Raw genomic sequence first — 11,694 nt, forward strand, 5'->3', positions numbered from 1 at the left:
TCGAAGGGAGGTCCGGGGGCTCAGCGAGCCCGCCCGAGCCTGCGCTCCAGCACGTCCTTGCGGCCACGGCTGACCCGCAGGCGCTGACCGGTGCTCAGCACCACCACCGTCTCGGTGGGTGAGTCATGGTGGAGCTCACGAATGCGCTCCACGTTGACGATGGCCGAGCGGTGGATGCGCACGAACCGCTCGGCATCCAGTTGAGCCTCCAGCGCCGCGAGGCTCTCGCGCAGCACGTACTCCTTGTCCCCCACGTGCAGCGTGACGCAGTAGTCGTCGGCCGCGACCCAGTCGATGTCCGGCACCGGCACGAGCACCGAGCGCGTCCCCACCTTCACCAGCAACCGGCCCAGCCCAGGCTCCACGGGTGTCTTCACGACGTCCGGCACCGGCGCGGAGGCAGGCCGGGCCGACGCATCCGAGAGCAGCGCCGCGAGCTTCCGCCCCAGCTCCGCCGCCTCCTCCTGGCGCAGCCGTGAGCGCGCGCGACTCAGCGCCTCATCGAAGCGCTCCTCCGCGAAGGGCTTCACCAGATAGTCCACCGCATGCGCATCGAACGCGCGCACGGCGAAGGCGTCATACGCGGTGATGAAGATGACCGCGGGCATCCGCGCCACGCCCACCTCGCGGATGACCCCGAAGCCATCCAGCTCCGGCATCTGCACGTCGAGCAGCACCAGCTTCGGCTTCAGCGACGCGATGGCCTCCACCGCTTCGCGTCCGTCGCGGCACTCCCCGCACACCACCACGTCCGCGTGACGCGACAGGGCCTGCCTCAAGCCTCGCCGCGCGAGCGGCTCGTCATCCACCAGCAGGACACTCAGCTCAGCCACGCGCGCCCCCAGAGACGGGGAAGGGCAGGAGCGGGAGGAGGACGGTGGCCACCGTGCCCACGCCTTGCGACGGTGCGCCCACGCTGACACGCCCCGCCTCGCCATAGAGCTGCGAGAGCCGCGCCCGTGTGTTCGACAGGCCGATGCCAGGGCTGCGCTCCAGGTCGAAGCCCTCCGGGAGGCCGGGCCCGTCGTCCTCCACCACCAACTCCAGCACGTCCCCCCGCCTCCGAGCGCCGATGCGCAACCGGCCCGCGGCGGAGCGCGCGGAGACCCCATGGCGGATGGCGTTCTCCACCAGCGGCTGGAGCACGAGGTTCGGGACTCGCGCGTCGAGGAGCGCGTCATCCACCTCCCACGTCACGCGCAGCCGGTCCTGGAAGCGCAGTTGTTGAATCTCCAGGTAGCGCGAGAGCACCGCGACCTCGTCCCGCAGGGAGACCTCTTGCGTGGCGCCCTGCTGGAGCAGCCGGCGCAGGATGTCACTCAACAGCACGAGCATCCTCGCGGCCGTGTCCGTCTCGTTCGCGCGCACCAGCACGACGATGGCGTTGAGCGTGTTGAACAAGAAGTGCGGATGGAGCTGGACCTGGAGGGCCAGGAGCCGGGCCTCCGCGAGCTCGACGGCCAGCGCCGCCGCCTGCCGCTCCTTCTCCCGCGCGCGCTCCTGCGAAGCCAGCGACTGCGCCACCGCCACCACCGCCGCGTACGTCATCGCCACCATGGGCATCCAGCCCAGGATGTAGCGCAGCACCATCGAAGAGAAGGACAGCGCCCCGGCCGCCGCCAGGCCCGAGGAGAAAGCGTCCTGGCACAGCGAATACGCCAGGGCGAAGAGGCCCCCCACGCCCAGACACGTCACCCCATGGCCGGCCCAGGCCTTCGCTTGGAAGGGCCTGCCCAAGGGCCACCGCCGCACCAACAGGAGCACCAGCGGCGTGACGGGGACCCACACGTACCAGGCCGGAAGCTGCGTCACGACCGCGCGCCAGAACGGCATGGGCCGCTGCGCCGACAGGCTGAAGAAGTACGTCTCCACTGCGGAGAACATCCCGGGCGCGGACCACACGGCGACCCACTTCAGCACTCGCCGCCACGGGCTGGACGGCGTCTGTTCCACGGGGCTCACGAGGCCCTCAGTCTAGCGAAGTCGCGCGGACTTCGATGTGCATTCCCGTCGCCACCTCGGAGGGTCGGGGCGCGGGCAGGTGGCTCGCTTGCGCGCCTCGTCTTCGGTGACCACTTGTCCAGGGAGGAGGTCACGACACATGGCACTTGGAAGAACGAAGGCGGTCCCCACCCTCGCGGTGACGGACCTGGGCGCGGCTCGCAGGTTCTATTCGGAGGTGCTGGGGTTCGAGGAACGTCACGACGGCGGGGAGGAAGGCGCCGCCCTGTACGAGGTGAGCGACGGGTCCTTCCTCCTGATCTATGAGCGCTCGACGCCGTCCGGCTCCACCGCCACCGCCTGTGCGTTCGCGGTGGAGGACGTGGAGGCCACCGCCGATGCGCTGCGCCGCGCGGGCGTGAAGCTCGAGGACTACGACATTCCGGAGATGGGCATCCAGACGAAGAACGGCGTCGCAACAATGGGCGACATCAAGTCCGCCTGGTTCAAGGACCCGTCCGGCAACATCCTCGCCATCGACGACTCGCTCTCCCTGCTGGAGCGCCGAGGCCGGGAGTCGCGCACGGGCGCGCCCCAGGAAGGACTGCATGCCTGAGGCGCGACGGGGGCGGCGCTAGGTCGGCAGCTTGATGCCCGACAGCCGCTGGTAGAGCGCCACCGCGAAGCCATCCGTCATGCCGGAGATGTAGTCCGTGACACACAGGAGACGCTGGTACTTGGACAGCCGCGCCAGCGCTCCGTCGATGTCCTCTCCGCGCAGCGGCGTGTCCGAGCGCTGGAACAACTCCAGGGGGAGGAGCTGCCGCAGCTTCTTCTCCTCGCGGTTCGGCGTGTCCGTCACCACCGCCGCCGCGAACATGTCCAGCAAGCCGCCCAGTGTCTTGAAGCCCGCGCTCTCGATCTGCAGCACGCGCTCGTTCTCGTAGCCGTGGCGTCGCGTGTGCTCCTTGATGACCTTCAGCGGCAGACGGACATCGTCGCGCGCGGAGACCAGCGGCGTCTCCCACTCCCCTGCCTCCATCGCCTCCACGTGCTCCAGGAACACGCGCACCGACGCCTGGATGAGCACGCCGATGGCCCTGGCGCGCGCCTGCGCCATGCGCGTCTCGGGGTGCGCGGGCGGAGGCCGGGCGTCAGTCTTCGCCGGAGCGGGCAGCATCGCGTCCAGGAGCTCGCAGGCCTCCTTCGTGGGAATCAACCCCAGCTTCGCGGAGTCCTCCAGGTCGATGACCGCGTAGCAGATGTCATCCGCCGCCTCGACGAGGAAGGCCAGGGGATGCCGGGAGAACACCCCCTCCTCGCGCTCCCGCAGACCCGCGGCGCGATACGCCTCCAGCGCCAGCTCGCGGTCGTCCTGGAAGTAACCGAACTTCTTCTCCGACACGCGCGCCTTCTCCGACGCACGCCCCCCCGGCAGCACCGAGGGGCGGGGATACTTGCTCATCGCCCCCAGCGTCGCCGCCGTGTAGCGCAGGCCGCCGCGCCGCTCGCGGGACTGGAGGCGGTTGAGGATTCGGAAGCCCTGCGCGTTGCCCTCGAAGCTCTCCAGGTCCTTCCACTCCTCGCGAGACTTGAAGGGGCTCACACGCTCCGGTGTCCCAGGCGCCACGAGCCGCTGCTCCACCCAGTGCTGGATGGCCGCCTCACCCGAGTGACCGAAGGGCGGATTGCCGATGTCATGCGCCAGACACGCCGCCGCGACGATGGTGCCCAGGTGCGAGGGCTCCACCTTCACGTCCTGCATCTTCAGCCCACGCCCCGCGAGCTGCCCCAGGGAGCGCCCCACACAGGACGCCTCGATGCTGTGCGTCAGCCGCGTGCGCGTGTAGTCGCTCGTCGACAGGGGGAAGACCTGCGTCTTGTCGTGCAGGCAACGAAACTCGCTGGAGAAGACGATGCGGTCGTAGTCCACGTCGTACGGCGTGCGCTCGTCCAGCGGCAGGTGCTCCTCGTGGACGGGAGGCCGCTCCACCAGCGCCTCCGTGGGCTTCAGGTCCGAACCCACCCGGTGCCCCGAGAGGAACCGCCGCCACTGCTCCGTTCGACTGCTGCCCACGGCTGCCTCGCTGTCGCTCTCGTGGAAGGACTTCGGGTGGGCATGCTGCCCCCCTCGCACGCCGAGGCAAGTTTTCCCGGCCCAGTGGAGCGAAGCCCCCCACCACCAGGCGGGCGGGCGCCGTTCTGGCGCCTGGGATGGCATGTGCCCCTGGACGGGCGACCCGCCCCTGGGCAGCCTGCGCCCGGTTCCCATCTCCACCGGAACCCAAGGAGTCTCACGTATGAAGCTCAAGGCGTTGTGCATCGCCGTGTCGCTGGTCGCTCTCCCGGGCGTGGCCGCCGCGCAGAGCCCCTTCGATTCCATCAAGAAGGCCGCGGGCGACGCGGGCAAGGCCTCCGTCGAGAAGCGCGTCAACACCAAGCTGACCGATGAGGCGAAGAAGAACCAGTGCAGCTTCAAGACGGGCACCGCCGAGCTGGCCCCTGGCTGCGACGGGAAGCTCAAGAAGCTGGCCTCCGCGCTCATCGACGCCAAGAAGCAGCTCACCGCCGCGGGCGTGAAGAGCTACAAGTTCGAGGTCTCCGGCCACACCGACTCGACGGGTGACGCCGCCAAGAACAAGAAGCTCAGCGAGGAGCGCGCGGAGGCCATCGTCAAGGAGCTGGTCTCGCGTGGCATCGAGCGCGGCGAAATCAACGCCGTGGGCCTCGGCTCCGAGCGGCCCCTGGTGAAGCCGGACAACACCGAGGCCAAGAAGGCCAAGAATCGCCGGTACGAGCTCCAGGTCCGCCTGTAGCCCGACTCAGCGGTTCGCGTGCTTCAACGGCGCCATCTCACCGGATGGCGCCTGCTCGTCCACCTCCCGCGCGTGAGGGATGAACGTCATGGCGCGCTCCGCGAGCGCGGTGATGGTGAGCGAGGGATTGACGCCGGGGTTCGCGGAGATGGCCGAGCCGTCCACCACGTACAGGCCCTGGTAGCCGAAGACGCGGTGGCGGTGGTCGATGACGCCCGTCTCCGCCGAGTCCCCCATGCAACACCCTCCGAGGATGTGCGCCGTCGTGGGGATGCCCAGCACCGTCTCGCTCACCATCGTCATCGGGTAGCCGTCCAGCTTCTCCGAGACACGCTGGGCCAGGTCGAACGCCTCCGGCATGTTGGTGGTGGGCGCGGGGCCTTCTTGCAACCCGGTGACGAGTCCCTTGCGCAGCCCCGTGGTCAGCCCGCGCCGGCGCTGCATGCGCAGGTGCCCTTCCAACGTGCGCATGTAGAGGAGGATCACGGTCCGCCGCGCGAAGTTCGGGACGAACCAGGCCTTGAGGAAGCGCAGCGGGTGCCGCGCGAGCAGCCCCACGAGTCGGGCCAGCCGCGAGAGCATCCTCGCGCCGCGCACCTGGGGCGCCATCAGCAGCCGGAAGAACCCCGAGCCCTCCGGGTAGCGCACCGGCTCCAGGTGCGAGCGCTCGTCGGTGTGCAGGATGGAGCCGATGGCGATGCCCTTCGAGAGGTCCAGTTCCTTCCGCCCGCTGACGATGCCGATGAGCGCCTCGGAGTTGGTGCGCACGCCGTCCCCCAGGCGCTCGGACAGCCGGGGGAGTCCGTCCGGGTGCTCCTTGAGTCGAAGCAGCAGGTCCAGGGTTCCCAGCACGCCACCCGCGAAGATGACGTTGCGCGCGAGGAAGCGCCGCTTCCTTCGAGGCAGCCAGCCCGAGCCCTGGCGCGCCTCCACCTCGTAGCCGCCTCCGGGCAGCGGACGCACCCACGTCGCCTCGGTGTCGGCGTGCAGCGACAGGCCCCGCTTCTCCGCGAGGTAGAGGTAGTTGCGGTCCAGCGTGTTCTTCGCGCCGTGCCTGCAGCCCAACATGCAACCGCCACAGGCGATGCAGCCGGTGCGGTCCGGCCCCTCTCCACCGAAGTAGGGGTCCTTCACGGTGACACCCGGCTCGCCGAAGTACACGGCCACCGTCGTGGGCTGGAAGTCCGTCCGGCCCAGGTCCTGGCCTACCTGCTCGAGGACGCGGTCCGACTCGGTGACGAGCGGATTGACGGTGGCGCCGAGCATGCGCCGCGCGGTGAGGTAGTGCTCGGGCAGTTCCTGCTTCCAGGGGGCGAGGTGGCCCCAGGACGGTGCATCGAAGAAGTCGTCCTTCGGAACCGGCAGGGTGTTCGCGTAGACGAGCGAGCCTCCGCCCACGCCCACGCCGGACAACACGGTGACGTGCCGGAAGAACGTCATCTTGAAGAGCCCGCGCCAGCCGAGCCGGGGCATCCACAGCCAGCGCCGCAGGTTCCAGTTCGTCTTCGGAAAGTCAGCGGGGCCCAGCCGCCGGCCCTTCTCCAGCATCACCACGCGGTAGCCCTTCTCGGTCAACCGCAGCGCACTGGCGCTCCCGCCAAAGCCCGAGCCGATGATGAGCCAGTCGCAATCCATTCCGTGTCCGTCCTCGAACGTCCCCGCGCGGACAGGTACTCCGCGCGCGTGGCGACCTCAGCGACTCCGAGGAGCTTACGCGAAACACCCGTGTGCTCAGCGCACCATGCATGCGCGCTCGCGCCTTCGCATGACGCCCGCCCGACAGGAGGGCATGGGTGGCGCCCTTCGGGTTCGAGTCCTCGACACAGATGGGGGGGCTTGCTTCGTTGAGCGCCGGACAGGCTCGGGGAGCCAAGAAGAAGCCCGCCGGGATGGACACCCACGGCGGGCTTCGGGCTCGACGCGAGAGCTCAGCGGCGAGATGCCATCTTGCGCGTGCGGCGCATCGCCGGCGTCCGCGTCGCGTAGCGGCGGCTCGTCCGAGAAGCCACGCGCTTGGGACGCGACGTCCTGACGCTCCGCCGCGCGCGCGTCGTCCCGGTGCGCATGCGCGATGACATGCGAGCCGAGGACACGAGGTGCTTGCGGGCACTCGGCTTCCGCATGCGGTAGCCGCCCCCGGCCTTCTCGTACTCGGACTTCAGGAGCTGTGCCTTGCGCGCGCTCCAGTGCCCCGCGCGCCCGCCTCGCGAGCCCGCCAGCAGGCGCTTGCGGATGCGCTCCCGCATCGCCGGCCGCGTATACCGACTGCTGGCGGTGGCACGGGCCCCCGCCGTCACACGGCGCCGGGACACGGCGACACGGCGCGGACGCGACACGCGCGTGCGAGAAACCATCCGCCTCCGACGAGGCATCATCCGGGTGCGCGACGTGGCGCGCGAGTTCTTCCTGGCAACCATCAAGTCCCCCCTCCCTGCAACGGGCCTGCTCGCCACAGGTGGGGACGGCCAAGGCACCACGCAATCGCCCCGCCCTCGCGCCTGCCTCCGGCGACGAGGGCCTGCTCCCTCCGCTGCCCTCACTTCGCTCCGGCTTCGGCGGGACGGAAGAGCGCGCACGCCCGCACCGGCTGCGGCGGGTACTTCCCTGGCAACAGCGGGCACATGATGAACACCGACGTCCGCGTCTCGACATAACGCGGAGGCGCGGCACAGCGATGACACAGGCTCTCCGGGAACGGGAGTGACTCGGGCCGCGGCGTCGTCATGGTGCCCTCGATTGTAGACACCCGCGGGCAGGGCCGCCTGGACATCTCGCTCCAGGGGCCCGTGGCCTACGGGCCGCTCACGGCTGGGGGCGCTTCGCGAAGCCACTGAACGGCCGCTTGGACCACGTCCTTGGGGATGGAGTGGCCTCCGGAGAACTCGTGGTAGTGCACCTGAAAGCCCGCCGAGCGCAATTCCGCGACAATGCGCCGGCCGCTGCCTTCGACGGAGAGCACCTGGTCCTTGTCGCCATGCGCGACGAAGATGAATGGCATGCCTCGCGGCTCGTCCGCGTGAACGAACCCAGGCGAGAAGGCGAGGACGCGAGAGAACAGGTCCCCGTTGAGGATTCCCAGCGCCAAGGCATAGGACCCGCCCGCGGAGAACCCCGCCACGCTGATGCGCTCCCGCGCCACGAGGTGACGGGAGAACACGTGCGCCAGCGCGCGGTCGATGAAGCGCAGGTCCTCGCCGTGCTTCCCCATCTTGTCGTCCCACGTCAGCCCCCGTGAGTCGGGGATGAGCATCAGGAGACCCTCGGAGTCCGCCAGCGCTTGCAGCGCCTGGAGCATCTGACCCGCGTTACCTCTGGAGCCATGCAGCACGAGCATCAGCGGCGCGGGCTGGTCCGGGCGAAGGGACTTCGGCACGTACAACAGGCCGTCCCGCGCTCCGCCCAAGCCCAGGGCATGCACACCGGGGGATGCGGGCGTGCCCGTCACCTGTCCCGGGCGTGCATCCACGCGGCCCGAGGTGTCCACCTGTGGCGCTGCTGTCACCGTGCTCGCGGGCTCGGCTTCACGGGGCGCGACGCAGCCCGCGAGGCTCAGCACCAGACAGGCCGCGAGGAGGCTTCGCATGACGGGGAGGCCCCCCATGGGCTCGAGGCCTGAAAGGGAACCTGGGGAATGGCGCATGCGCGGCTCCTCGGGGAAGCACCTCGTGATGGCGCATCATCCAACGTGGAGCACGACTCGAACGCATCTGGTTGCCGGCGCGGGGTGATGCGCGAACCTCGACGCACCGCACCTTGCCGAGCGCCCGCGTCGGCAAACCACCCTGGACAAGCAGGCGCTCGCCAGTGCCTCTCGCGAAGCCCCGAGGGAGCCAAGTGCCTCGTCTCCGACACACGTGTCGCCCCGCCCGGACTCAACCACCCCGGGCGGGAATCTCTCCGCGCTCGTGACGCTGGCGAGGACACCCAGGCGCATGAGCGCCTCGCCCCGAATCGCGTGCGGCTACCGCGGGGCCACGGGCGGCAGCCACTTGCGCAGCACCGCCGGCGCGGATGACCGGTAGATGTTGTCGTGGCGCAGGTCCGGGCGGGGCTCGACCTCCCACTTCAGCCCCGGAGGCGCGCTCGCCTGAAGGACCTCGCGCAGCCGCGCCACGGCGGGGACGATGTCCTCCGTCTCGTTCGACGAGGACACGAACAGCGCCGCGCGCAGGTCCGAGCGACTCGCCAGACGCGCTCCCGCCTCACGCACCAGCGCCTCCTCGTTCCACCAGAGGCTGGGGCTCAGCGCCAGGTACGTGCCGAACAGTTCCGGCTGGAGGAAGAAGGTCTCCATGATGAACAGCCCCGCGAGCGACTCGCCGATGATGGCCCGCTCTCCCGTCACGCGGAACCGCTTCTCCACCTCGGGAATCAGCTCGTCGCGGATGAAGTCCCGGAACGCCGCCGAGCCGCCCGAGCCAGGCACCCACTCCAAGTCCCTGGGAACCGAAGAGGGCCCCGTCATGTCGCGCTTGCGCACCGTGTTCTCGATGCCCACCACGAGCATCGGCCGCAGCTCTCCCGCGCGAATCGCCGCGTCCACCGCGCTGGCGACATGCGGGAAGTCCTCCTGCAGCCCGCCGTCCGGCATGTAGAGCACCGGGAAGCGCGTGTCCTTCGCCGCGTCGTAGCCCGGAGGCAGGTACACGGTGAGACGGCGGTCCTCCTTCAGCTTCGCGGACGCGAGCACGAAGACCTGATGCGCGGGCACCGGCTCGGCCGCGACGGGAGGCGCGCTGCCCACCGTCGCACACCCCGCGATGAACAACCCCAACCCCACGCACACCATCGACTGCCACAACCCCACGCGCTTGCGCATCACGGTCCGTTTCCCTCCGTCAGTCCCGAAGCTCCAGCCACACCGGCGCATGGTCCGAGGGCTGCTTGCCCTTGCGAGCCTCCCGGTCCGTGTCCGCCCCCGTCAACCGCGGCACCAACTGCGCGGACACGTACAGGTGGTCGATGCGCAGGCCCCGGTTCTTCGGGAAGGCCAACATCCGGTAGTCCCACCACGAGAAGCGCTGCGTGTCGGGGTACAGCTTCCGGTACGCATCCGACAGCCCGAAGGCGCACAGGAAGCGCGTCGCGCTCCCGCACCGTGCAGAGCGTCTGCCCCTCCCACTCCTTCGGGTCGTAGATGTCGATGTCCGCGGGCGCGATGTTCCAGTCGCCGCCGAGCACCAGCGCCTCATCGGGGTTGTGCCGCGTGTCCAGGTAGCGCCGAAGCCGGCCGTACCACTCGAGCTTGTACTCGTACTGCGGCGAGTCCAGCGACTGCCCGTTGGGCGCGTACGCGCTCACCACACGGAGGCCGCCCACCGTCGCGGCGATGAGGCGCGCGTGCGTGTCATCCACGCCGTCCGACAGCCCCTTCACCACGTCGCGCGGCTCCTCCTTCGCCAGGATGGCCACGCCGTTGTAGGTCTTCTGCCCGTGGACCGCCGCGTGGTAGCCGGCATCGCGCACGGCCTCCATCGGGAAATCGTCCTCCGTGCACTTCAGCTCCTGAAGGCACAGCACATCCGGCTGCGCGCTCTTCAGCCACTCGAGCAGCCGCTCCTGACGCGCCCGCACCGAGTTCACATTCCAGGTGGCGATTTTCATCGCGGGCACCGTCGCACGCCACCCACGCCCTCGCCACGCTTTTCCCCTCGCGTGCGGCTCCAAAGCCACACCGCGTCTCACGCCCCCGAGGCAATTGGCTGGCACGGCCATCGCAATAGCCCCAGGTGGGAGGACGCCCACAGGTGTCCTCCTGGAGCGCTCTTTCCGGGCGCCCCGCCTGGAGTCGAGGTCGCCATGAGCCCGAGGACGAGGAAGGCCCCCCGCCGCACCCTGGGTTTCACCCTGCCCCCCGCGCTGAAGAAGGCGCTGCTGCCCTCGTGCCTCGCCGCGCTGGGCCTGGCCGCCTGGAGCGACGTCCCCATTCCGGCGACCTGGCGCCCGTGGGTCGCCCTCGCGGAGCAGCAGGTGCGCACCGCCCCCAAGCCCGCCCCCGTGAGCGACGCGAGCCACGGCTTCACCACCGCGCCCCTGCCGCTGCCGGCCCACGCCCCGGAGGCGCCTCGGGAGCACCTGGAGCCCGCGCCTCGCCCCGCGCCCGAGGACGCCCTCGCGCTGTCGCACGAGCACACGCGTCGGGTGGACCACCTGAGCCGCGCGCGCACCCTGAAGGACCTGGGCGACGTGTCCGGCGCGCTCACCGAGGTGCGCCGCGCGCTCCATGACGACCCGGCCGACACGGCTGCGCTCGCGATGGCCGCGCGCCTGGCCCGCCTCCACGGGCAGCCCGAGGTCGCGCTGCTCGCCTACGCCCGACTGGGGAACCTCGCGCCCGAGGAGGCCGGGGCGCTCATCCAGCAGGCTCGCCTGCTCGTGTCCCAGGGGCGCCACGCGGAGGCCGTGCGCGTGGGTGAGGAGGCGGTGCTTCGCGCTCCGGAGGACGCGGAGGTGTACCAGGTGCTCGGACGCGCGCACCTGGGCGCGGGCGAGCTGAGCGCGGCCATCCTCCGCTTCCAGCAGGCCGTCCACCTGGACCCCGAGCATGGCTACGCCCTCAACAACCTCGGGTTCGCGTACCTGCGAGCGGGCGAGGATGCGAAGGCCGCCGAGGTGCTCGCGCAGGCCGCGCAGCTGCTGCCCCACGTGGCCTATGTGCACAACAACCTGGGCGTGGCCTGGGAGCGGCTCGGGAAGAAGGACGAGGCCCGCGCCGCGTACGCCACCGCCACCCGGCTGTCTCCGCGCTACGTCCAGGCCCGCGTCAACACGGACCGGATGGATCGCCTCGCCCAGGCGGACCTGGGCTCGCCTGGGCTTGGGGCCCGGGAAGTCCCGGCCCTCTCCGCGCCGTGACGCCTCCCCGCCTGGAGACCGGACTCCAGGCGGGTGTCGCAGCGGTTCCCGTTCCCGGCCCGGCAGTCTAACGTGCAGCCCC

General features: G+C 70.4%; 12 protein-coding genes. 3 read left to right on the plus strand and 9 right to left on the minus strand.

Annotated elements, in window-relative coordinates:
• Positions 1-20: 20 nt before the first annotated feature.
• On the minus strand, positions 21-833 hold the full coding sequence (locus MYSTI_RS28105; protein WP_015351198.1) for a LytR/AlgR family response regulator transcription factor: 813 nt from the start codon (positions 831-833) through the stop codon (positions 21-23).
• Complete coding sequence (locus MYSTI_RS28110; RefSeq protein ID WP_015351199.1) at positions 826-1,962, minus strand: sensor histidine kinase; 1,137 nt, start codon at positions 1,960-1,962, stop codon at positions 826-828. Before MYSTI_RS28110 ends, MYSTI_RS28105 begins: the two co-directional genes overlap by 8 nt.
• Positions 1,963-2,101: 139 nt before the next feature.
• On the opposite strand from MYSTI_RS28110, the gene MYSTI_RS28115 reads away from it, so the two are divergent.
• Positions 2,102-2,557, plus strand: a complete 456-nt coding sequence (locus MYSTI_RS28115; protein WP_015351200.1) for a VOC family protein — start codon at positions 2,102-2,104, stop codon at positions 2,555-2,557.
• A gap of 18 nt (positions 2,558-2,575) precedes the next feature.
• On the opposite strand, the gene dgt is transcribed toward MYSTI_RS28115, so the two are convergent.
• The gene (dgt, locus tag MYSTI_RS28120; RefSeq protein ID WP_015351201.1) at positions 2,576-4,018 is read right to left on the minus strand and encodes a dGTP triphosphohydrolase; all 1,443 of its coding nucleotides are present in this window, start codon (positions 4,016-4,018) and stop codon (positions 2,576-2,578) included.
• A 223-nt stretch (positions 4,019-4,241) separates the two neighbouring features.
• On the opposite strand from dgt, the gene MYSTI_RS28125 reads away from it, so the two are divergent.
• Complete coding sequence (locus MYSTI_RS28125) at positions 4,242-4,757, plus strand: OmpA family protein (protein ID WP_015351202.1); 516 nt, start codon at positions 4,242-4,244, stop codon at positions 4,755-4,757.
• 6 nt (positions 4,758-4,763) lie between these two features.
• Here the strand turns inward: MYSTI_RS28125 and MYSTI_RS28130 are convergent, their stop codons facing one another.
• From MYSTI_RS28130 to MYSTI_RS28155, 6 genes are all read right to left on the minus strand, one after another.
• Entirely contained in the window at positions 4,764-6,392 is a 1,629-nt protein-coding gene (locus tag MYSTI_RS28130) for a GMC oxidoreductase (RefSeq protein WP_015351203.1), read from the minus strand.
• A gap of 293 nt (positions 6,393-6,685) precedes the next feature.
• Positions 6,686-7,177: a hypothetical protein gene (locus MYSTI_RS43350; protein WP_144370166.1), complete on the minus strand. Its 492-nt coding sequence runs from the start codon at positions 7,175-7,177 to the stop codon at positions 6,686-6,688.
• 116 nt (positions 7,178-7,293) lie between these two features.
• Positions 7,294-7,482: a hypothetical protein gene (locus tag MYSTI_RS28140; RefSeq protein ID WP_015351205.1), complete on the minus strand. Its 189-nt coding sequence runs from the start codon at positions 7,480-7,482 to the stop codon at positions 7,294-7,296.
• Between the two features lie 66 nt (positions 7,483-7,548).
• Positions 7,549-8,340 (minus strand): alpha/beta hydrolase-fold protein, encoded by a 792-nt coding sequence (locus MYSTI_RS28145; RefSeq protein WP_169558668.1) that lies wholly within the window; start codon positions 8,338-8,340, stop codon positions 7,549-7,551.
• Positions 8,341-8,718: 378 nt separating this feature from the next.
• Positions 8,719-9,576, minus strand: a complete 858-nt coding sequence (locus MYSTI_RS28150; RefSeq protein WP_015351207.1) for an alpha/beta hydrolase — start codon at positions 9,574-9,576, stop codon at positions 8,719-8,721.
• Positions 9,576-10,361: an exodeoxyribonuclease III gene (locus MYSTI_RS28155; protein ID WP_015351208.1), complete on the minus strand. Its 786-nt coding sequence runs from the start codon at positions 10,359-10,361 to the stop codon at positions 9,576-9,578. The genes MYSTI_RS28150 and MYSTI_RS28155 overlap by 1 nt, the downstream gene beginning before the upstream one ends.
• Positions 10,362-10,556: 195 nt before the next feature.
• Here MYSTI_RS28155 and MYSTI_RS28160 point away from each other — a divergent pair, with 195 nt between their 5' ends.
• On the plus strand, positions 10,557-11,612 hold the full coding sequence (locus MYSTI_RS28160) for a tetratricopeptide repeat protein (protein WP_015351209.1): 1,056 nt from the start codon (positions 10,557-10,559) through the stop codon (positions 11,610-11,612).
• Positions 11,613-11,694 lie beyond the last annotated feature (82 nt).

Source organism: Myxococcus stipitatus DSM 14675 (assembly GCF_000331735.1).
Lineage (GTDB): Bacteria > Myxococcota > Myxococcia > Myxococcales > Myxococcaceae > Myxococcus > Myxococcus stipitatus.

Bases quoted from the DNA above. Each gene is read 5' to 3' on its own strand.
- MYSTI_RS28130 (WP_015351203.1), bottom strand. From the start codon at position 6,392: ATGGATTGCGACTGGCTCATCATCGGCTCGGGCTTTGGCGGGAGCGCC.
- MYSTI_RS28155 (WP_015351208.1), bottom strand. From the start codon at position 10,361: ATGAAAATCGCCACCTGGAATGTGAACTCGGTGCGGGCGCGTCAGGAG.
- MYSTI_RS28145 (WP_169558668.1), bottom strand. From the start codon at position 8,340: ATGCGAAGCCTCCTCGCGGCCTGTCTGGTGCTGAGCCTCGCGGGCTGC.
- MYSTI_RS28115 (WP_015351200.1), top strand. From the start codon at position 2,102: ATGGCACTTGGAAGAACGAAGGCGGTCCCCACCCTCGCGGTGACGGAC.
- MYSTI_RS28140 (WP_015351205.1), bottom strand. From the start codon at position 7,482: ATGACGACGCCGCGGCCCGAGTCACTCCCGTTCCCGGAGAGCCTGTGT.
- MYSTI_RS28125 (WP_015351202.1), top strand. From the start codon at position 4,242: ATGAAGCTCAAGGCGTTGTGCATCGCCGTGTCGCTGGTCGCTCTCCCG.
- MYSTI_RS28150 (WP_015351207.1), bottom strand. From the start codon at position 9,576: ATGCGCAAGCGCGTGGGGTTGTGGCAGTCGATGGTGTGCGTGGGGTTG.
- MYSTI_RS28160 (WP_015351209.1), top strand. From the start codon at position 10,557: ATGAGCCCGAGGACGAGGAAGGCCCCCCGCCGCACCCTGGGTTTCACC.